At 55.3% G+C, this 21,587-nt stretch carries 17 protein-coding genes; 7 read left to right on the top strand and 10 right to left on the bottom strand.

Annotated features, from left to right (window positions below):
* Nucleotides 1-14: 14 nt before the first annotated feature.
* The 7 genes from ACTH3S_RS02905 to ACTH3S_RS02875 all read right to left on the bottom strand — a co-directional run bounded on the left by ACTH3S_RS02905 (nt 15) and on the right by ACTH3S_RS02875 (nt 10,016).
* The gene (locus tag ACTH3S_RS02905) at nt 15-2,006 is read right to left on the bottom strand and encodes an acetoacetate--CoA ligase (RefSeq protein WP_441807518.1); all 1,992 of its coding nucleotides are present in this window, start codon (nt 2,004-2,006) and stop codon (nt 15-17) included.
* 16 nt (nt 2,007-2,022) lie between these two features.
* Entirely contained in the window at nt 2,023-2,802 is a 780-nt protein-coding gene (locus ACTH3S_RS02900) for a 3-hydroxybutyrate dehydrogenase (protein ID WP_441807517.1), read from the bottom strand.
* 50 nt (nt 2,803-2,852) lie between these two features.
* The gene (locus ACTH3S_RS02895) at nt 2,853-4,223 is read right to left on the bottom strand and encodes a TRAP transporter large permease (RefSeq protein ID WP_441807516.1); all 1,371 of its coding nucleotides are present in this window, start codon (nt 4,221-4,223) and stop codon (nt 2,853-2,855) included.
* 17 nt (nt 4,224-4,240) lie between these two features.
* Nucleotides 4,241-4,858: a TRAP transporter small permease subunit gene (locus ACTH3S_RS02890; RefSeq protein ID WP_441807515.1), complete on the bottom strand. Its 618-nt coding sequence runs from the start codon at nt 4,856-4,858 to the stop codon at nt 4,241-4,243.
* A 79-nt stretch (nt 4,859-4,937) separates the two neighbouring features.
* Nucleotides 4,938-6,023, bottom strand: a complete 1,086-nt coding sequence (locus ACTH3S_RS02885) for a TRAP transporter substrate-binding protein (RefSeq protein WP_441807514.1) — start codon at nt 6,021-6,023, stop codon at nt 4,938-4,940.
* A gap of 326 nt (nt 6,024-6,349) precedes the next feature.
* Complete coding sequence (locus tag ACTH3S_RS02880; protein ID WP_441807530.1) at nt 6,350-7,762, bottom strand: sigma-54 interaction domain-containing protein; 1,413 nt, start codon at nt 7,760-7,762, stop codon at nt 6,350-6,352.
* Between the two features lie 136 nt (nt 7,763-7,898).
* Entirely contained in the window at nt 7,899-10,016 is a 2,118-nt protein-coding gene (locus tag ACTH3S_RS02875) for a 3-hydroxybutyrate oligomer hydrolase family protein (RefSeq protein ID WP_441807513.1), read from the bottom strand.
* Between the two features lie 342 nt (nt 10,017-10,358).
* Between ACTH3S_RS02875 and ACTH3S_RS02870 the strand changes: the two genes are divergently transcribed.
* Nucleotides 10,359-11,270, top strand: coding sequence for an alpha/beta hydrolase fold domain-containing protein (locus ACTH3S_RS02870; protein WP_441807512.1), 912 nt, complete (start codon nt 10,359-10,361; stop codon nt 11,268-11,270).
* Nucleotides 11,271-11,272: 2 nt separating this feature from the next.
* Here ACTH3S_RS02870 and ACTH3S_RS02865 read toward each other — a convergent pair whose 3' ends face one another.
* The gene (locus tag ACTH3S_RS02865; RefSeq protein WP_441807511.1) at nt 11,273-11,635 is read right to left on the bottom strand and encodes a DUF6164 family protein; all 363 of its coding nucleotides are present in this window, start codon (nt 11,633-11,635) and stop codon (nt 11,273-11,275) included.
* A gap of 87 nt (nt 11,636-11,722) precedes the next feature.
* Between ACTH3S_RS02865 and ACTH3S_RS02860 the strand changes: the two genes are divergently transcribed.
* The 4 genes from ACTH3S_RS02860 (at nt 11,723) to ACTH3S_RS02845 (ending at nt 16,205) form a co-directional block, all read left to right on the top strand.
* Complete coding sequence (locus ACTH3S_RS02860; protein WP_441807510.1) at nt 11,723-13,135, top strand: DUF2868 domain-containing protein; 1,413 nt, start codon at nt 11,723-11,725, stop codon at nt 13,133-13,135.
* Nucleotides 13,132-14,562 (top strand): GTPase/DUF3482 domain-containing protein, encoded by a 1,431-nt coding sequence (locus tag ACTH3S_RS02855; RefSeq protein WP_441807509.1) that lies wholly within the window; start codon nt 13,132-13,134, stop codon nt 14,560-14,562. The genes ACTH3S_RS02860 and ACTH3S_RS02855 overlap by 4 nt, the downstream gene beginning before the upstream one ends.
* Nucleotides 14,563-14,612: 50 nt before the next feature.
* A complete protein-coding gene (locus ACTH3S_RS02850) occupies nt 14,613-15,008 on the top strand; it encodes an ectoine synthase (RefSeq protein ID WP_441807508.1) in 396 nt (131 codons plus the stop codon).
* 72 nt (nt 15,009-15,080) lie between these two features.
* Entirely contained in the window at nt 15,081-16,205 is a 1,125-nt protein-coding gene (locus ACTH3S_RS02845) for an MFS transporter (RefSeq protein WP_441807529.1), read from the top strand.
* 141 nt (nt 16,206-16,346) lie between these two features.
* Here the strand turns inward: ACTH3S_RS02845 and ACTH3S_RS02840 are convergent, their stop codons facing one another.
* A complete protein-coding gene (locus ACTH3S_RS02840; protein WP_441807507.1) occupies nt 16,347-17,522 on the bottom strand; it encodes a type III PLP-dependent enzyme in 1,176 nt (391 codons plus the stop codon).
* Nucleotides 17,523-17,851: 329 nt separating this feature from the next.
* Here ACTH3S_RS02840 and ACTH3S_RS02835 point away from each other — a divergent pair, with 329 nt between their 5' ends.
* Nucleotides 17,852-20,206, top strand: coding sequence for a fatty acid cis/trans isomerase (locus ACTH3S_RS02835; protein WP_441807506.1), 2,355 nt, complete (start codon nt 17,852-17,854; stop codon nt 20,204-20,206).
* A gap of 31 nt (nt 20,207-20,237) precedes the next feature.
* Here the strand turns inward: ACTH3S_RS02835 and ACTH3S_RS02830 are convergent, their stop codons facing one another.
* On the bottom strand, nt 20,238-21,053 hold the full coding sequence (locus ACTH3S_RS02830; RefSeq protein ID WP_441807505.1) for an ATP-grasp domain-containing protein: 816 nt from the start codon (nt 21,051-21,053) through the stop codon (nt 20,238-20,240).
* A gap of 159 nt (nt 21,054-21,212) precedes the next feature.
* Here ACTH3S_RS02830 and ACTH3S_RS02825 point away from each other — a divergent pair, with 159 nt between their 5' ends.
* Complete coding sequence (locus ACTH3S_RS02825; protein ID WP_441807504.1) at nt 21,213-21,581, top strand: DUF6746 family protein; 369 nt, start codon at nt 21,213-21,215, stop codon at nt 21,579-21,581.
* The last annotated feature ends 6 nt before the right edge of the window (nt 21,582-21,587 follow it).

Raw genomic sequence — 21,587 nt, 5'->3', positions numbered from 1 at the left:
TCTGCAATTAAACCCTAGCCCTCCGGCAACAAGTTCACCTCAGCCAACCGATCGCGGATCAGGTCCAAAGCTTCCGGGTTGCCCAAGGCATCGCGGTTGTCGGCTTTGGTAGAGCCGTTGATTAAGCGAGCCACGGCCAATTCCACTTTTTTACCGCTGCGGGTGTAGGGGATGTCCGGCACTTGAACGATGTGCTTGGGAACGTGGCGGGGGCTGGCCCCTTCGCGGATTCGAACCTTGAGTTGCTTGAGAAGCTCCTCGGTGAGTTCTTGGCCGTCTGCAGGTACCACAAACAGCACAACTTCTACGTCTCCGTCGATTTGCCGACCAACCACGAGGCTATCTTTGACGGCCGCTTCTGTTTCTACCTGGCGATAGATTTCTGCAGTGCCGATGCGGACGCCGCCGGGGTTTAGAGTGGCGTCGGAGCGACCGTAGATGATGGCGCCACCGTGTTCGGTAAATTCTATGAAGTCACCGTGGGCCCATACACCTGGGAAGGTGTCGAAGTAGGCGGCGCGGTAGCGTTCGCCGTCGGGGTCGTCCCAGAAGGCTACTGGCATGCAGGGCAACGGCTGACGGCAGACGAGCTCGCCCCGCCCTTGATCAACGGGTTTGCCATCGTCGTCGTAGGCAACGGCGTCTACACCCAGGAAGCGGCACTGAATTTCGCCCCGGCGTACGGGCAAGAGTGGGGTTGAGCCAACGAAGCAGCCGCAGATGTCGGTGCCGCCGGCGATAGAGCCGAGCAGGGCGTTAGGCGCGCCGCAGCTGTATATCCAATCGTAATCTTCTGGCAGCAGCGGTGAGCCGGTTGAGAATACGACTCTGAGGTTGCCCAGATCCAGGGTTTCTGTGGGCTTCAGCTCTGCTTTGCGGCACCCGGCGATAAATCTGGCGCTGGTGCCAAAGTGGGTCACGCGCTCTTCGGCTACGGTGTCCCAAAGCATGCTGAGGCTGGGGTAGCCAGGTGAGCCGTCCAGGGTTATTACGGCAGCGCCGGTGAGCAGAGCGGAGGCTTGCCAGTTCCACATCATCCAGCCGCAAGTGGTGAAGTAGAGGAACCGATCTTCTGGTCCTACGTCGCCGTGCAGCATAAGTTCTTTGGCGTGGTTAATCAGCAGCCCTGCCGTACCATGAACGATGCACTTGGGTTTGCCGGTGGTGCCGGACGAATACAAAATGTACACCGGGTGGTCTGGGTCGACCGGGGTAAACGACGGAGCTTGGCCTGCGCCGAAAGCTATCGCTTGATCCCAAGTGGTCACCAGATCACCGAAAATCGGTGCGGCATCTGGCAGTTGCTGAACACTAACGACACAGTTCAGCGTTGGCAGGCCAGCGATCAATTCTACAAAATCGTCCTGGCGGGCCAAGACTTTGCCGCCATATCCATAGCCGTTCACAACGATAAGTGCAGACGGCTCAATCTGGCCAAACCGATCAAGAATGGCACCCACGCCAAAGTCCGGCGAGGCAGAACTCCAGATGGCGCCTAGGCTGGTTGCTGCGAGCATTCCTGCCAAAGCTTCGTAGCCATTGGTAACAACACCGGCTACCCGGTCACCCTTTTTAATGCCTTTGCTACGCAGAAAGGCTTCCAGGGCGCCCACATCGGATTTCAGTTCGCCATAGGTGCGACGCAGAACCGGACGAGTTTCACAGTAAGCCACAACCGCTTCTTGGCTTGCATGGTCACCCTCTGCCAATCGCAACAGATTGGCGGCAAAGTTCAGCTTCATCCCCGGAAACCACTCAGCGCCGGGCATGTCTCGCTTGCCAAGCACTTTGGTTGCCGGTGTGTCGCAAACCAGGCCGCAGTAATCCCAGACTTTAGCCCAAAAAGTTTCCAGATCCTCTACGGACCACTGGTGCAGGGCGTGATAGTCGGCAAAGGTGCCATAGCCATGACCTTCCAACCAGGCTTTAAAGCGACCCATGCGAGTGCTGGTCAGTACGTCTTCCGAGGGAGACCAGACGATCGGGGACTGCTCAGTAACGCTCATTCTTTGCTCCTGTTGCTTACTGCATGTGCCAGCCGTGGCTGACAACAATAGATTGACCCGTGAGTGCTGCAGAAGGGAAAGCCGCCAGGTGCACCGCTACTTCGGAAACATCTTCCAGCGTGGTGAATTTTCCATCCACGGTATTTTTCAGCATCACTTTGCTGATGACGTCTTCCTCGGAAAGGCCCAGCTCTTTTGCCTGCTCCGGAATCTGCTTGTCTACCAACGGGGTTCTGACAAAACCCGGGCAGATAATATTGCTGCGCACACCGTGTTCGGCGCCTTCTTTAGCAACCGCTCTGCATAAGCCGAGCATGCCGTGTTTCGCGGCTACGTAGGGGGATTTCAGGGGGGAAGCCTCCAACGAATGCACCGAGCCCATATACAGCATAGACCCTCCACCGCCGGCGTACATCTGCTTCAAGGCGGCCCGGGTAACCAGAAACGCACCATCAAGATGCACGTTCATCACCCGGCGCCAATCCGCATACGCCAATTTATGTACAGCATCTATGTGCTGAATGCCAGCGTTGGCTACAGCGATATCCAAGCCACCCCAAGCTTTCACAATCGCCGCAACGCCGGTATCCACCGCGGTCTCGTCGGTCACGTCCATAGCCAGCGCCATAGCTGTGCCACCTGCTTTTTCAATCGCATCCACGGCTTCTTGTGCGCTTTCCAGGGTGATATCTGCGACGGCCACACGGGCACCTTCACGGCCATAATGTTCGGCAATCGCCCTACCGATACCACGCCCAGCCCCGGTAATCAGGGCCACTCGATTTTCGAGACGCATGATGTTTGTCTCCCAATTATTATTAAGATTATTTAAAGATAGTCGCCACGTCAGGAACCGCCATACACTTCGTTAGGCAGCCAGGTAGCCAGCGGTTCAAACCAGAATACCAGCGCCAATGCCAGCAGTTGCAAGGCAATAAACGGTAATACGCCCAGATAGATATCTTTGGTGGTAATGCCTGGCGGGCACACCCCTTTAATATAAAACAGTGAGAAGCCCACAGGCGGTGTCAGGAACGACGTCTGCAGACACATGGCAAACATGATGGCGAACCATACCGGCTCCACACCCATTTTGAACAGAACCGGCGCCACCAGGGGTAGCACAATCAAGGTGATTTCCACCCAGTCCAAGAAAAACCCAAGCAAGAAAGTAATGAACAATACTGTCAGCAACACGCCGGTGGTGCCAAATGGCAGGCCGGTGATGGCACCTTCAATTACATCATCACCACCCAGCCCGCGCAGTACGGAGGCAAAGACAGTGGCACCAATAAAAATGCCAAAGATAAATGCTGACGTGCGACTGGTCTGATAAAGCGACTGCTTCAGAGTGTCCATATCCAGACGTTTGCTAACAAACGCCATCAACAGCGCGCCGCCAGCACCCACCGCAGATGCCTCAGTGGTTGTGGCTATGCCGAAAAAGATGGAGCCAAGTACAGAGATAATCAGCGCCATCGGTGGCAGCACCGCCCAAAACACTTCAAACCAGGCTCGGGCATCGAGACGCTGCCGGTTTGCCGGCGCCGGTGCCAGGTCTTTTTTGATGTAAGAGGCGATGATGATGTAGAGAATATAGAGCATAGCAAGCATAACGCCCGGAATCAGCGCGCCCATGAACAGCTTGCCTACCGAGGCGTCTGAGGTGCCCAGGCGATCTGCCATCAGTACCAACATAATGCTTGGTGGCACCAGAATACCAAGGGTGCCGACAGAACACGCTGTGCCCACCGCCAGTGATTTGTTGTAGTTGGCCTGCATCATAGGGCCAAGAGACAACATGCCAAGCAATACCACCGACGCACCAACGATACCGGTGGAAGCCGCAAGCAATACACCAACCAGCACCACGGTAATGGCATAACCGCCACGCAACCCGCCAAGCACTTTAACCAAGCTGTGCATCAACTTTTCAGCAATGCCGGAACGGTCAAGCATGATGCCCATGAAGATAAACATGGGCAACGCGACCATCAGCTCATTGGCAACAATGCCATAAATCCTGGCGTCCAGAACGCCGATTGTGCCCTGCCAGGTAAACCACAGAGGAGAATCCAAATACTCGACCATAACGTGGCCGACAATACCGAAGATAAGACCAATACCCGCCAGTGACCAGGCAACCGGGAAACCCAGTAGCAACAGCACCATAAAGCTGGCGAACATGGCGACAACAAGAATTGCTTCTACACCCATGACGTTAGCCTCGCGGTTCAGGGATTGGGATGGCCGACGGAATGTCGATCATCGTAGGGAGGCTCAATAGCCCTGGGAAAACGGAACAGGAGGGTGCCGCAGCGCGAGGCACGGGACACCAGGGCAATCATCACAAACACCAAGCCCAGGGGCAGCATGCTTTTGAAAATAAACCGGTATGGCAGTCCGCTGGGCGCCTGGGAGTGCTCGTTGTAGATCCAGGCTTTCCATGCATATGGCACCAGCGCATCAACCATCAGCGCGATAATCGGCAACGCCAGCAACACAATACCCAAAAGCTCAATAATGGCCTGAGCTTTTGGGGAAAACTTTTCTTTCAGCACATCCACGCGCACATGGTCATCCCGCACAACCGCGTACCCCAGCGTTAACATGGTGGCGGTGCCGAACAAATGCCAAGACAGCTCCTCCAACGCAATAGAGCCCTGGGACAAGGCGTAACGGGAGAATACATTGATCAGTACAACAACTAACACGCCAATCCATAACCAGGATGCAAGACGACCCACTGCGACCACCAAACGGTCGAGTTGCCAGGAGAATGCATTGATTGGAAGCGTGTCAGACTTAGGTGCCGGGGACTGGTCAGCCCCAGTGTCATTGGTATCAGCCACAAAAACCTCGGATTTTCCGGATGTGGGGCAGGACGCGGGTAACGATCAACCGTTACCCGCAGTGAACATCATCCGTTGATCAGTCGTACTTGTAGAAATCCCGTGGCAGGTAGCCATTGGAGTGCCAGATGGAGTGATGTTCCATAAAGTCACGCTGACTGGTCAGCACGCGCTTGAACATCTTGTCCTCGGCCGCGATCTCATCCAGCACTTCGTTGGTAACCTTCTGCAGTTCGCGCAGAACAGGCTCAGGCAGTGTCTGGGCGTTCACGCCTTCTTTTTCGTAGTCACGAAGAGCGGTCGGCTGTGTCCACTCGCTTTCTGCAAAGCCCTTAAGCGTGGCAGATTCGCAGCCCATTTCGATGAGCGCGCGGTTCTGTGGCTCCAGGCCCTCCCACACATCTTTGTTAACCAGCAGGTGCGAGGTGGTCAGAGTTTGGTGCCAGCCCGGCATGATGTAGTTTTTAATGATCTGGTCCAAGCCAAGCATTTTGTCGATAGCCGGCTGAGAGAACTCAGTTGCATCGATTGTTTTACGCTCTAGCGCTTGATAAATCTCGCCACCAGGTACCATGGTTACCGACGCACCCAGTTTTTCCAGTACCTTGCCACCAATGCCGGCAAAGCGGATTTTCAGGCCATCAAAATCATCTACGCCTTCGACAGGCTTGGCGAACCAGCCCGCGCCTTCGGGGCCGATGATGCTGCACAGCATGGGATGGATATTGCGCTCGGCGTAAATCTCTTCCAGCAGAGCTCGGCCGTCGCCCTCGTAATACCAGGCCAAGTAAGCCGGTGGCTCCATGTTAAACGGCGCGCCTGAGTATAGGGGCAACGCAGCTATGGTGCCCTGATCGTAACCCACCCAAGTGTAGCCGGCCGGATACTTGCCACTACTTACAGCGTCCATGATTTCAAACGGAGGAACCAGCTCATTAGGCTCGTAATAACGCAGCTGAAGGTCACCGCCTGAAATCAGTTTGAGGTTTTCTGTCAGGTGCTTAACCGGTGTTGTCAGGCCTACAAGATGCGACGGAAATGCCAGGGGCACCTGCCAGCGAACTTTTTCTGCAGCCAGAGCATTGCTGCTAACCATGGCGCCGGCCATAAAGGCTGCGGCACTAATGCCCAGAGTTAAACCTGAAAGCTTATGCTTGAAAGACATGAAGATGATCCTTCTTGTTGTTGTATATGGCCCGGAGCTCTCTGGCCCGGTAGGCCTAGGCTGAAATTCCGCCAGAAAACACAGAAAAAAAGATGGCATTGGTAAATCAGGGGGTCCTACTTTTGGCGCCAGCCTTTATTTTCTGCGCTGTTCTGACGTCCTACATCTCAGAAAATGCAGAGACTATGCCAACAACTTTTTTTATTCAATATCATCAACTTAAAAACATACTACGGAAAACCCGAACCTTAGGCGTCCGGAAATAAAGACACCTTCACGCTTAATTTATCAGTATTTGTACAGATATCAAGACACGTGTCCGAAAATCAGGACATTTTGGCCAGCTTCTCGTAAAGCACCGAGCGGGAAATGCCTAACAGCTTGGCAGCCTTGGTACGATTGCCTCGACCTGCGACCAGCGCCTCCTCAACCGCTTGCGCCTCTGCTTCAGCCAGTGTTTCAGCCAGCGGCCTAACCGGACGCGGAGCCATCTGGGAATCAGAGCGCACACTACCCCTGGGCAACACTTTGAACATGGCGTCGGCATCCAGAACACCGCTTTCGTCACCCATAGTCAGCGCCCGTTCCAACACATTACGCAACTCACGGATGTTGCCCGGCCAGCTATAACTGGCGAGAGCCGACACACCAGCATCGGTAATCTCGGCGCGCATGCCTTGGCCTTCGCTGATTTCCCACAACAGTGTTTCGCATAACAGCCCTAGATCGGCGAGGCGATCTCGCAATGGCGGTATAGGAATTTCCAGCACGTTTAGCCGGTAATATAAATCTGAGCGGAAACTGCCATCGGCAATCATAGCGTCTAGGTTACGGCTGGTGGCGGCAATAACCCGAACGTCTACAGAGGCAACCTTGTTGGAGCCCAAGGGTTCGACCTCGCCTTCCTGCAGAGCTCGCAAAAGCTTGGCTTGCAACGGCAAGGGCATGTCGCCCACTTCGTCCAAAAACAAGGTGCCGCCGTGGGCCAACTGAAACTTTCCTTCCCGTAGCTTACGATCCGCGCCGGTATAGGCCCCTGGGGCAACACCAAAGAACTCGGCTTCCAGAAGATTGTCGGGGATGGCCGCCACGTTCACACCCACAAACGGTTTCTCGGCGCGGCTGGAAACAGAGTGGATAGCCTGAGCGAGTACCTCTTTGCCCGTGCCAGTTTCACCCAGCAACAGCACCGCCATTTCACGCCCGGCGGCAAGCCGCGCGCGGCGCTTTACTTCAAGCGCACCGGGGCTGGCGCCTACGAAGTCTCCAAGACTGTAACGGGTACTCCGGGCTTTTTTTGCCAACGCTTTGCGGGCCGCTGCAAGATCCTGATGCAGGCGCCTATATTTACTGACCAGGGGCGTAAGCGGTTGCAGGTCGTCGTAGAGTACAAACGCCACAGCACCTTCAATCTCGCCAGCCTTGTCATAGTAGGGAAGTCGGGTAACCACCAACTGTTGCTGCTGGTACTCCATGATGTCCAACAACAGAGGCTTACCTGTTTCCACGACCTCGGGCATGCGAGTCTCAGGAATCACTTGGCGCACTTGGCGGCCGATAACAGCGGCCGGCTCTTTCAGGCCCAGCAGTTGGGAGTAACTGCTGTTGATCCAGGTAATACGGGACTGTCGATCAACGGCAATCGCGCCTGCGCTGGCCTCATCAAACATGGGAAAAAGCGCTTCAATAAGCTCTCGGGTCAGCCCGCTTTTATTTTTCTCACCAAACAACTGTGTCATATAGCGCGTACCGCCGGGTTCAATAGCATTCATAGTGAAAGCCCTGACACCCGGTCATGCCGGGTGTTCTGTCGGAAGTATATGGCCCTCTCTGCAGGCTGAGCAAATGAGAGGGCGCGCGATGACCAAAATGTACTTATTCCGGGATGCGTAACTCGCCACCAACCAGACTGATAAGGTCTTCGTTTGCTGGTTGTGCTGCAATCGCAGGCAGGTTGATCTGAGCCAGCGGTGTTGCAAAATCTGCACGTGGCGTAGTACGAACTACCTGGCTTGGCGGCAGCTCAGTACCATTAGTCAAACGCTCCCATACCAGATCCAGAGCCTGAAAATAGTAGTGATGCAACGGCACGTAACGATCACCAACGCCCGGGAACTGATTCAGGATATCGAGATGGTGGGCGTTGAGTACTTCGTAGTAGCGAAGTTCGCTACCGGCCCCCTCCACTCGCTGATTAAGCCCGTAATAGGGCCGGGATGCGTGGTTAATGGGAAGAATGGCATCAGCCCGTCCAGTTACAAACACAGCCGGCAGGCCGCGAAGGTCTCCAGTGGCTCTGATTTCTTCGATGCCTCCAGCGATCGCGTCGGCAAGCTCTGCATCGGTACCGGCCAACGGTTCTCCGCTAACGGCATCATGGCCTAGAGCCAAACTGTGTAGGCACAACAAGGCATCGAGACCATAGTCCACCCCACTGCCGGTGGGAGACGCACTGCTCGGAAGTGCTGTCGGCTGACCGTTTGCCTGGTCGTAAACGATATCTACACCTGCGGTGGGCGGAATGCCGTTGCTGGTTGCAAAGGCTGCGGCTTCAGCGGCCGGCGCAAGCGGAGTGACCGCGCCACTGTCAGTAGCAGCCAGGCTGAGATCACACACACGATCCTCAACACCGGCGCGGCCATAGGCGTTGGCGTAGGTCATGGAGATACTCTGGGCTACCTTGGAGGCAAAATGCACGGGCGCAAGCAAGTTCTGCTCGGGCTGGATACCGAAGTCCTCGTTCAGGATACGCTGTGCTTCGGTGGCGTAGTCGTCAATGGTTGCGCTGGCCGCGCCTGCGAGCAGTCCTTTGCTAGCCAGTGAGTTACAGATGTTATCGCGCACGTCCGATGGGTTAAGGGCGTTCAACGGTGCAGTGTCGCGAATGGCCGGCGCCTGGTTGGCACACCCCTGATACACCGCCAGTGCAGTGGTGTATTCAAGCAAGCTACGACTGTGCTCAGCAATTGGCGCGTTGTTGCCCTGCACAATGGTAAACCCGGTATCCACCGTTGGGTTTACATTGGGCTCAGATACGGCCAGACCGTCGATCAGACCCTTTGTGTCCTGCTCCGCCGCGCGAACCGATGAACCACCACCGTTAGAAACACTCGAGGCGATAACCAGGGTGTTTTCAGGGGTAATAGCCTCAACGTTATTGTCGCCACCGAATTGCTCGTTGAGCGCCCAGAATCCAAACTCCAAAGATTGCAGCACATGGCGGCCCCAGTCGGCTTCCGGATTGGTTTTCGAGTGGGCGTGCTTCCACGCAAAACGGTCGGCAGAGACTGCATTGAAATCACCACGCTCACTCGCGGTAAGGTCCGCGCGAAACTGAACGGGCTCATCAGTGGCTGAAAGCGTGCCATCAATGCGCTGGGCCGTATTGGTTTCCAGATTATGGGCGCCGGTGCCACTGCCTTTGTCGGTATAGACCACGGCACAGCCCTTTTTCAACCCCCACTCGCCGGCCGTACCAATCGCACCATACACTCCCCGGGAGCCGGACGAAGGCGCGGTGATCATGCATGGTGCTTGTGGATTAAAACTCTCAGGTACTTGCGCCATAACCGTCACTGGCACGTTGCTACCCGGAACGGTCATGAAGGCAATATACTCGTGCCCTGGAATCAGGCCTTCGGTGTCATTGCCCACGCCAGGGCCAAAAAATTCGCCATAACCGCCACCCGGGGACGTATCGACCAGCGCACGGTAGTTGTTATAAATTGCCAGCTGGCGCAGCTCGGCCGGGGAGGGATTTAGTGGGTCTGAAAAAGTCGGTGCGGTGCCACTAAGACCGCTGGCCCCAAGACCCGCAGTCAGAAGGTCATCGGTAATACCGTCGTAATGAGCCTGCTCGATATCGCCCTGGATGAACCCTGGCACCTGGTTTACCGCTGGCGGATTATCTCCATTGTTGTCATCGCTACTGTTACAGGCACTCAGGGCAAAGCCTGTAGCGCCTATCAGCGTACAGATCATGATACGTTTCATGGGTCGTTCCTTGTTTGTTGTTGTTAAGAACAAGCCGGGCTAAAGGCCCGAAACAATCAATATGCGCATCCTGTGCCATTATTTTACCCAACTGTTTTTACTGATAATTTTTGTGATTTACTTTTTCAGCCAAGCCATTTGTCCCAATTACCGGACAATCCTGGCTTGGCCAGAGCTCAAAGACGCTTAACGAAACCGCACCACTGCGGCGGCTGCAGCCCGCATGTCCTGATATTCGGACATCGTCTTGATTGGCGGACAGCGTATTAAAGCGACACAAATCCAACCCCGGCCGTCACGCGTAAATTCGTCCTGTGACCTAACATAAGGGATGATAAACCATTGAAAACTCAGAGAGTGCTGAAACGCCTTGTTGGCGTAGGTGCGATGGTAAGCGCACTGGCACTGGGTGGCTGCGCGAGTTATCACAATGCGCCCACGGAATCCGTCGCTTTAGAAAACACAGCGTTCACTGTGAATCACGGCCTACATTTCTCGCCTGAAGACTGGCCAGAAGCGCTCTATGGCGATCTCTACCTGCCCGAGAGTGAACAGCTTCGCCCTGTTGTGCTGATGGTGCACGGCGGTGGCTGGGAGGGTCGCTCACGGGGCGATATGAATTGGATTGCCGAGGAACTGGCCAGTCACGGCTTTGCGGTTTTCAATATTGATTACCGCTTCGCGCCAGAGCACATTTTTCCAACCCAGCTACACGACCTGCAGATAGCTCGCACCTGGCTGAATCGTCACGCCGAGCAATATCGATTAGATGTGTCTCAGGTAAGCGGATTTGGCTTTTCTTCCGGTGCGCACCTCATCGCTCTGATGGCACTCGCAGCCAGTTCCAACCATGCCGAGGCACTGAACCAGCCTTACGGTGGCCCAGAAACGGCCCTTAGCGCCGTGGTGGTCGGAGGCACGCCGGCCGACCTGACAACCTTTGGTTCAGGCAAGCTCATACGGCAGTTTCTGGGAGGCACAAAACAAGACATCCCCGACACCTATCGCGCGGCGTCTCCCATCACGTACGTCACCGATAATGCGCCGCCGTTCTTCCTGTTCCACGGCAACATGGACAGCCTGGTCCCTTTTCAGCAGTCCAGAAAACTACACGAAACCCTGCTGGCCAATGGGGTTAAAAGCGAGCTGTTTGAAATGCGCCTGCGTGGTCACATTACCAGCTTTCTCACTGCCGGCAATGCCGTTGGCAAAGCAACGGATTTTCTGGTGCGACACCACAAGAACGGGCGCTGACACTAGCCTATTCGAATAAACGGAAGCAGGCTAAACCCTGCAATGACAATAATGGCAAGGCAGGCTGCCAGCGTGCGCAAGGGTTTGCGCCGGAGCATGTACCAGATCCCGCCGCCCTCACCCTGCAGGCGCCACGCCTCATAGGTTTCACGCTGGCTTTGCATTCGCTGGCGCTGGTAATCCTGCAGCAAAACTTTGGCTCTTTCAGCTTCTTCAGTATCGTGCACCCAAAAGCCGCCCATGCTGATACCCCAGCGGCTTGGCGGAGTCTCGTAAAAACGAACCTCGTGCTCATCGAACAAAGCCCGTATTTCTTCGGCTTCATCATCGGGCACGTGGCGCAAGTTCATCAGGTGGTGGGGCATGAAGGCTCGTTGTCTGGTATCGGACGGGGTAATACCGATATCCTAACACCAAAGACCCACAGACCGAATTCACAACCGGGACCGTTCATGACAGATCATTCCCTCCGCCTGCTGCTGGATTTTGATGCTTGCGCCCAGAGAGACAACGGGCAGGCCCCAGCATTTTTGCACCGGCGGGATCGCAAATTTGCACTGACCTGCGAACAGCAAGGCGTTACACCCAGCCCAAAACGCTGGATGGCCCACATGAACCATCTCAGCGGCCCAGGCGCAGGTGCAGACCCTTCTGCACACACCTTAGGCTTCTGGCGCCGAATCAACAGCGGTTTTATGGCTGCCGGTACTGTGCTCGGTGTACTGGCCATGCTCGGCTTGCTGTTCTACGACGGCGGCCAGCGTATCAACGTAACCGTTATTCTCGCTTTTGTGGCCTTCCAGCTTCTGCTGGCGCTGCTGACCACCGCTCAATCACTGGCCGGCTGGCAACCCTGGCGTCCACTGCTTCGGCGCTTTCGGAACAATCCCGAATCGCCTATTTCGATGAAGCTTCAACCGGTGCTCATGGCACGGGCAGCCCAACTCGGTGGGCTGTGTTTTGCTTTGGCCGGCCTAGCAACCTTGTTGGTTATGGTGGTGTTACAGGATCTCGCCTTTGGCTGGAGCACCACGCTCAATACCGATGCCAACAGCTATCACCGCCTGATCTCAACGGTTGCCGCACCTTGGGCCTGGTTATGGCCGGCCGCCGCGCCGGAATTTACTCTTGTGGAGGCAACCCGGTTCTTTCGTGCCAGCACAGGAGAAGGCACCGTGAACCCGGCCAGATGGGGCCAATGGTGGCCGTTCATCGCTATGCTGTGGACAACTTGGGCGCTGCTGCCCAGGCTCGTTCTTTGTGTGCTGGCGGGCGTACTCATTCGACGTAAAGCTCGGCATTTACTGGACAGCCACCCGGCGAAGCGCGCGCTGATGTACCGCATGGAAACACCGGCCCTTGATACTGGCAACGACCATAACGATGCCTCAGATCAGCCAAACACCGAAACACAGTTGAATGTACACCCCCTGCCAGACGCCCGGATTGTTTTGTGCTGGGCCGGAGCTGGCGATCCAGAAGTGCCAGATGCGCTCAGTGCAGGCAAAAGCCTGGTCGCTAAAGCGGGCGGCAGGATGACACTGGCAGAGGATCAGCAGACACTGGAGCAGGTAGCCACTCATTTGACACAGGCGCCGCAGCTTTCCGTTCTTCTGGTAACCCGCAGTTGGGAGCCTCCCACAGGTGAGCTGGAGGATTTCCTGATCAATGCGAAAAAGCTCTGGCCCAAAGGTACTCAGATCGCTCTGGTACCGCTAGCCACTCACATTGAGCAAGAACCAGATACGCATCAGATTCAGCAATGGCTGAGATTTGCCAAACGGACCGGGCCAGAGTTTATAGCGGTCAGCCTTATACCTGCTCACGGGGCCGCGCCCGACATGGACGGGGGAGTTTTGGAATGAGTATCGCACCTACCTTTGCCGTCGTGGGCCACCCGAACAAGGGGAAATCCAGCGTTGTAGCGACACTGTCGCAAAACGACGCCATTGCCATTGCTCTGGAGCCGGGCACCACTCGCACACGGCAGTCATACCCACTGAGCGTAGATGGTAAAACCCTCTACACATTGGTGGACACACCTGGGTTTCAGCGCCCCAGGCGGGTTCTGGAATGGCTGGAAGCCCACAGTGTGTCGGCATCGGATCACAGCGAAACGGTTCGGGCGTTTGTGCTGCAACATCAGGGCGATGACCGTTTTACCGACGAGTGTGAGCTACTGGCACCGCTAATTGAGGGAGCTGGAATAATTTATGTAGTCGACGGCTCTGCGCCATACAGCGCCGAGCACGAGGCCGAAATGACCATCCTGCGCTGGACAGGCCAGCCAAGCCTGGCCCTGATTAACAGCATCGGGCCAGAGGATTACAGCGCAACCTGGCAAGCCGCACTGGGGCAGTTCTTTCAGGTAGTGCGCAAATTCGACGCCGTTCGCGCCCCATTTGAACAACATTTGAGCTTATTACGAGCTTTTGGTCAGCTTGAACCGGACTGGGAGCAAACTCTGGGCGAAGCAACTCACCACCTCTCCGCCCAGCGCGAGCAGCGTCGTCTTCAGGCCGCAGGCATCATTGCGAAGGCCTTGAAAGACATGATGTCATTTCAGGAAAAGCGCACGTTAACTCTGGACCAGGTCGCCGGGACCAGCGACAGCACCCTTGCAGATCAGCTCCGGCAGCGCTGGTACCAGCATCAGCGCCAGCGCGAGCAAACACTGCGGGTAGAGGTCGAGCACCTGTATCAACACCAAAGTATCCGCCGCCAGGAAGCTGAACTGGAATGGCACAGCGATCATGATCTGTTCTCTGAGGACAGCCGCAAACATTGGGCTGTTAGCAAACGTTATTTGACCACAGCAGGTTTTGGCGCAGGGGCGGTTAGCGGTGTTGGCCTGGACGCACTCACCTTAGGCACATCGCTAGGCGCGGGCGCTCTGGTGGGCGGCCTGATCGGGGCTGCGGGGAGCTACTTTTACGGCGACAAACTTACTTTGCCGGCTTTGAATATAGGCCTGCTTCGCGATGGCCTGAAAACAGCCACCTTCGGACCTGTGCAAGACAGCCAGTTTGGTTACGTGGTATTGGGCCGGGCGGTGGATCACTGGTGGCACATAAGCCACCGCAATCACGCAGGCAGAGAGCTGCTGGATCTTGAACCTGCTGACCACCACTGGTTGGAGCGCCTCGATAAAACCAGCCGCCAAACCATCCAGAGAACCCTCGACAAATGCCGTAAACAACAGCCTCTGGACGAAAGTCAGCGACATAAATTCCATGTTGCCATAGAGCAATGTATGGCAGTTTATGACGACTGGCGGTTGAATAGAATGTGAAATGAGTGTTTATACTGTATAGCTATTCCATCACCAAGCGAGGAATGCTCATGAAAATTGTACGAGTTCAGGACATCATCGGTACCGAACGTGAAGTCAGTGCCCAGCAATGGACCAGTCGCCGCCTGTTGTTGAAAAAAGACGGCATGGGTTTCTCTTTCCACGAGACCATTATTCCCGCGGGCACCGAACACACTTTCTGGTATAAAAACCACCTTGAAGCGGTTTACTGCGTTGCGGGTAATGGCTCCATTACCGACCTGGCCACAGGCGAAACGCACGAAATCACCGACGGCACACTGTATGCGCTCGATAAGCATGACAAACACATTCTTCGCGGCGGTACCGAAGACATGCGTCTGATCTGCTCATTCAACCCGCCCGTTACCGGGCAGGAAGTGCATGATAAAGACGGCGCCTATCTGGCGGACACCAGCGACGACTGATCTTTCTTGTCTGCAACTGAACACCCCGTGCCATCTACTCCGCCATCGACAGCAAGCCTGCTGCCGGTGGCGATGTTGCTTTGGCTCGCTGGGGTTTACCTGCGCATACCAATACTGGTGGCGCCGCCGTTGGCTCCGTTTATCGGTGACGAACTGGCGCTTTCTCAGTCCCTGACCGGCGCCCTGACCACCCTGCCCATCTTGATGCTCGCCATAGGCGCCATGCCCGGCTCGCTATCGATCTCTCGTATAGGCCCGCGCAATACACTGGCGCTAGCCATGCTCATTATGGTCGTTGGCTCCGCAGGCCGTGGTCTGGCACCAGACACCATCACCTTGATGCTCACTGGCGCGGTTATGGGCCTAGGCATTGCCATGATGCAACCTGCGCTACCGGCCCTACTATCACGGTGGCTGGAACCCAAACATCTAGCCTTTGGCTCCGCCATCTACATGAATGGCATGCTGATGGGCGAATTCATCGGCGCCGGTATCACCCTCCCGGTCATCATGCCGCTGCTGGACAATAGCTGGCGCGCAACCATGCTGGTGTGGTCACTGCCCGCATTGCTGGTCGCCGCAGCCCTGTTCCTGCCCAAGCGAGACCTGGCAAGGCCCACCCGAAAAGTCGCCTGGCTACCAGACTGGAAAAACCCGCTCACTTTGAAACTCGGCCTGTTATTAGGCGTATCCGGCTCCCTGTTTTTCGGCGTAAATGCCTATCTGGCGGCCTTGCTGGAGCAAAGAGGCGAATTCGACAACCTCACCGATGCACTGTTCTGGTACAACTTCGCTCAAGTAATAGCGTCGCTGCTGATGCTAAAGATGGCACGCTACTGGGTAGGTAAAAAAGTCCCGCTAATCACCATGCTCATACTCAGCCTGCTGGGAACCACAGGGATGTTGGTGTTTACGGGGTGGTGGGCAATTGCCAGCGCGACCTTCATGAGCTTCACCGCCGGCATATTGTTGATCATGATGGTGGCGTTACCACCCCTGCTAGTACCCGCCAGCGAAACCGGCAGACTATCCGCCGGCAACTTCCTGGTCGGCTACACTATGGCCTTTACAGTACCTATGTTGGGAGGTTTACTCTCTGACTGGACGGGCGACATTCGACATGCCATAGCAGTAATGATTGCCTACGGAATACTGGTTTCTCCGCTGGCAATAAAACTGAATCTGCAAAGGCAGTAAAGCGCTTCCACCGTTGGCCAAATGCCGGGGAGCGGGGTGTGTTTTATTACGGGTAAAAATTTATGTTAAAAACCTGTTTTTTTTAACCGCAACAAATACAACCCCCATACCGGCCCACACCAACGAAGCAAGCCTCAGGCTTTAGATGTAGTAATCCTTCAGTGGAGGGAATCCGTTAAATTCCACCGCACTGTATGTCGTTGTGTAGGCCCCTGTGGACAGCCAGTACATACGGTCGCCAATGGCCAGGTTCAGTGGCAGCGGATATTTGTGGTGCTCGTACATAATGTCGGCGCTGTCGCACGTTGGGCCAGCAATTACGCAGTCTTCGCCTTCACCCTTTTTGTCCGTCCAGATGGGGAATTTGATTGCTTCATCCAGCGTTTCGATCAGGCCATTAAACTTACCCACATCGGTGAACACCCAGCGGTGCAAAGCTGTGCGGGATTTACGCGCAATCAGTACCACTTCGCTCACCAGAACACCGGCGTTGGAAATCAGCGACCGACCAGGCTCGATAATGATTTCCGGCAGATCATCGCCAAAATCTTCCTTCAGAAACCGCGTAATTTCTGATGCATAAACTTCCAACTCGTTGGTGCGGTTGATGTAGTTAGCCGGAAAACCACCGCCCATGTTGATCATCTTCAGCTCAATGCCATCTTCTTCTTTCAACCGCTCGAAAATAACCTTCACCTTGTTCAACGCCGAATCCCATGCGCCGATTTCACGCTGCTGGGAACCCACGTGAAAAGACACACCGTAAGGCACCAGGCCCAAGTCCCGAGCCAAAACCAGCAGATCCATAGCCATGTCGCTCTCACAGCCAAACTTGCGCGATAGCGGCCAGTCAGCTGTTTGCGTGCCGTCAGTCAGAATGCGCACATACACCTTCGCGCCGGGCGCTGCCTTGGCGATAACCCGCAAATCCGCCTCAGAATCCGTGGCAAACATGCGTACACCCTTCTCATAAAAAGTGCGAATATCCCGCGCCTTTTTGATGGTATTGCCATAGCTGATTCTATCGCCCGTCACGCCAAGCGCCATCACCTTTTCCAGCTCATACACCGACGCGATATCAAAGCTCGCACCCTTGTCCCGCAGCATCGTCAAAATCTGCGGAGCCGGGTTGGCCTTCACCGCGTAAAAAACATTGGCATAAGGAAAACCTTCCACCAGCTCATCGTACTGACGATCAACGGTGGCGGTATCAATCACCACAAACGGCGTTTCTTTAGTATCCGCAAACGCCTTGATCCGGTTAAAGGTCTCGGCGGTGTAGTAATCGGCAATGTTAGCGTTGGCTGACTCGGTCATTGATAGTGTTTCCCTCCAAGGGTAATAATGCGATATGCCAGAACCAAAACGGCCCCAACAAGAATCGCGATAATCGGGCTTTCTACACCCCACAGATATCAGCATATCTACCCATAATCCAAACCTTGGTAAAACACCTCCAATGGCCGAAAGGCCGGGTAGCCGGGTGCTTTTTCTGTCGGGAAAAAATGTCTGAGCGCAGCGAGTTGTTTTTCCCAGAAGAAAAAGCACCCGGCTACCCGGCCAACCACCCCAATAAGCCCCCTTAGCGAACCCCAAAAAAACCTCTATAATCCACCAACAACAAGCAATCACCACGGGAACCACACATGGCGCGATTCATCACAGCAGCCCTCATCACCCTGCTGTTTCTGGCAGGCTGTGCCGAAAACACCACGCCGCCTACTTTCAAACAAGCACTGCCAACCGCTACCCAGCAACCGGTCAGCTTCAATGAAGACGTACGCCCCATTGTGGAAGCAAAATGCCTAGCCTGCCACGGCTGCTTTGATGCCCCATGCCAACTAAAAATGGAATCCTCCGACGGCCTCATTCGCGGTGCCCACAAAGACTCCGTTTACAACGGCGCACGCTTTGAAACCCAGAACACCACTCGCCTGGGCATCGACGCCCAAACTGAACCTCAGTGGCGAGACTTGGGGTTCTATTCCGTGTTGGCCCGAGGCGACCAAACCCGCAGCCTGTTCGAAAACATGATCCGCCTGGGCAAACAGTACGAGTTTGCGCCCAACAGCAAGCTGCCGAAAGACATAGAACTGGGGATATCCCGCGCCAACCAGTGTGTCAGCAACGCCGATTTCTCTGACTACGCCAGCGACCACCCCTACGAAGGCATGCCCCTCGCCACGACCGGTTTAACCGATGATGAATACGCCACACTCATTGGCTGGCTCAACCAAGGCGGAGCCATCAGCCCCCTGATTACCCAAGTAAGCGACGCCGAGCAAACTCACATCCAGCGCTGGGAAGCCTGGCTTAACGAAGGTAGCCAGCGCCAACAACTGCTCAGTCGTTGGATCTACGAACACCTCTATCTTGCCCACCTGTACTTTGAAGAAGACGACACCGACACCCGCTTCTTCGAAATTGTGCGCTCTCACACCAGGCCCGGCACACCCATTGATATCATCGCGACTCGCCGCCCCAACGATGATCCCAAAGGCCAGGTGTACTATCGCCTGCGCCCCGTAGCCGGCAGTATTGTGCACAAGCGTCACATAACCTTCGGTTTTGGCGAGAAACAATTCGAGCGCACACGTGAGCTGTTTGAGGCGACCGACTGGCAGGTAAACACCGTGCCGGATTACAGCTTAGAGAGCCGCGCCAATCTATTCGTCACCTTTGCCGCCATTCCGGCAAAAGCCCGTTATCAGTTCATGCTGGATAATGCCGAGTATTTCACCCGCACCTTCATTCGCGGGCCTGTGTGCCGTGGTCAGATAGCCACAGACGTTATCCGGGATCACTTTTGGGTGACTTACCACGACCCGGACAGCGATCTGTACGTAACCAATGCCGAGTATCGCGAAGCCGTTACGCCCTTGTTAGCGCTACCGGGGCAAGACAGTGCTTTGCTGGATTTAGGAAGCAACTGGCGCGACTACAAGGGCAAGCGCAATCGTTACACTGAGCTGCGCAACAAGGCATACAGAGCGGCTTACCCGAAAGGTGCCTCCCTTGACCATATCTGGGACGGCGATGGAGACAATACCAATGCCCTGCTGACGGTTTTCCGCCATCACGACAATGCGTCTGTGCAGCGCGGCCTGATTGGCCAGGTTCCGCTGACCAGCTGGTGGATGGATTATCCCTTGTTCGAGCGCACCTATTATGAGCTAGTGGTCAATTTTGATGTGTTCGGCACCGTAGCCCATCAAGCCCAAACACGCCTTTACTTTGATCTGATCCGCAACGGCGGCGAACAGGATTACCTGCGCCTGGTGCCACCAGGGGAGCGCAATCGGGTACTGCAAAGCTGGTACCAAGGCGCAGGCAAGCTAAAACTGGATTACAGCTACGCCAGCATGGATGACACAGCCCCTTCACAGGTGCCCTATGCAACCTCCGCCTTCAATGCAGAGTTGGGCGCACGCTTGCTGCTGAAGTTCCGTGAGCTAAATGCCGAACGGGACGACCCTATCAACCGCTGCGGCGGCAGCGACTGCGGCCGTATAGATGAGCCTGAATGGATCCGGCAGGCGGATCAAGAACTGTCAGAACTGGCCGCGACTCGAGCGGCGTTTCTTCCAGCAATCAACTACCTGCCTGAAGTGACCTTTCTGAGAGTGTACAATGAGGAAGGCAAGCGCACGGTGTACACGATGCTCCGAGGCCGTGCGCACAGCAACGTTGCCTTTCTGCTAGGAGAGAGTGGCCGCTACCAGCCAGAGAACGACACACTTACGATTTACCCGGGAATCATCGGCAGCTACCCGAACTTTATGTTCGATATTCCCGCCTCGCAACTGGGGCTGTTCACAGAGCGAATGAAAGCGTTAAAGGCAGAGGAACCCAAAGCGTTTGAAGCCGTCGTGGGCGTATGGGGCGTGCGCCGCACTCACCGTTTTTTCTGGCAGGTACTTCAAGATATCACTGCCTGGCAGCAGGAGCACAACCCACTGCAGTCAGGCGTCTTCGATATCAACCGCTACGAGAACCTGTAGCTGGGCAGCCCCGGAGTTCAAAGCTGAGAGTTCAGACCGCTATTGGGTGCAATGGCTCCGGGGTTGTGGTTCCCGGATCCCGGGGCTCACTCTTCTGCTGCAGGTATTCAAGAATCGCGTCCTTCAGATCACTGCCCTGACACAACCCCTGATTGCCGAATAAGCGGTTAAACTCCAGCACATACGGGTAGCCTTCAACCAGCGCAATATCAAAGCCGGCGTGATCCACGTCCAACGCCCGCGCAAGCCGCAGGGCAAGATCGGTCATGACGGCCGGCACTGGGCTGTTGTCAATCTTGCCGCCCTTGGACACGTTATTATAAAAGCCCTGATCAGCCTGGGTACGCCAGTAAGCGGTGACGACTTTATCGCCCACCACCACAATGCGCGCGTCGCGATCCAGCGGCAGGTATTCCTGAACATACAGCACATCCGTTCGCTCGCAGTAGCTGAGCCAGTCATCACGGGTCTCAATCAGCCACACGCCTTCACCCATACTGGCCTTGGGCAATTTCGCCACAAAGGGCAGTACCATAGCGCCCCAAATATGTTCACGCTCTTGCGGCCCGTTGGCCTCAATGATTGTCCAGGGAATATGCTCCGGGGCTACCGCCTCAAACGCCCGGGTCATTTCCACTTTGTCGTGTCCAATACGGTAGCTGGCAACACTGGGGAACACCCGACATTTCAGGCCATGCACCAGGGCATTCAGCTGCCAATATTCGGGAAACAACACCCAGTCTGCCTCGCTTAGCAACGACTTATGGCGCAGGTAGTGCTCCGGCTTAAGTACCGTGGTGTCGGGAAAGCCAAGAGTGCGAAAAATATCAAAGGAGACAAAATGCATGGGCGGTGTGTCGCGCAGATTAAGGTGGGCAATTTTTAAGCAGTTTTGCTCTGCACACAAGCTTTTTATAAGTTAATTTGATGTTAATCATGGCCGACACTAACAATATTGATAATAATTCGCATTAACTTGCGCGTTAATCAACTACGGAGCCATACCATGAAAATTTCTCACCAACTTACTGCCATCGCCGCTTCACTACTGATCGCCACGCCGGTGTTCGCAAGCGATCCAGACCACTTCAAGGGCCAGCCCGCTAACACTCTTGAACAAGCGGTTGCCCATTTTTCTGAGTACAACAACAAACTGGAAAAAGTGCTATCGGGCGACCTGACTCCCGAAGCCATGAACAACGTGCACCAGCTCACCTACACTTTGGAAAATGCGTTGCAGAAGCTGGATGACGAAATAGACAAACTGGAAGAAACCCTGGAGAAGGTCCATAAAGCGTCTGAGCATGCTGATCCAGACACTGTGCGCTCTTCCGGCGAGCAATACCTCACCAACAGCCGCAAGATCGTAAAGTAACAGCCG

Source organism: Marinobacter sp. (genome assembly GCF_052094685.1).
GTDB lineage: Bacteria > Pseudomonadota > Gammaproteobacteria > Pseudomonadales > Oleiphilaceae > Marinobacter.
The sequence above is the reverse complement of the archived record's forward strand: the minus strand, read 5'-3'. Positions and strand labels throughout refer to the sequence as shown.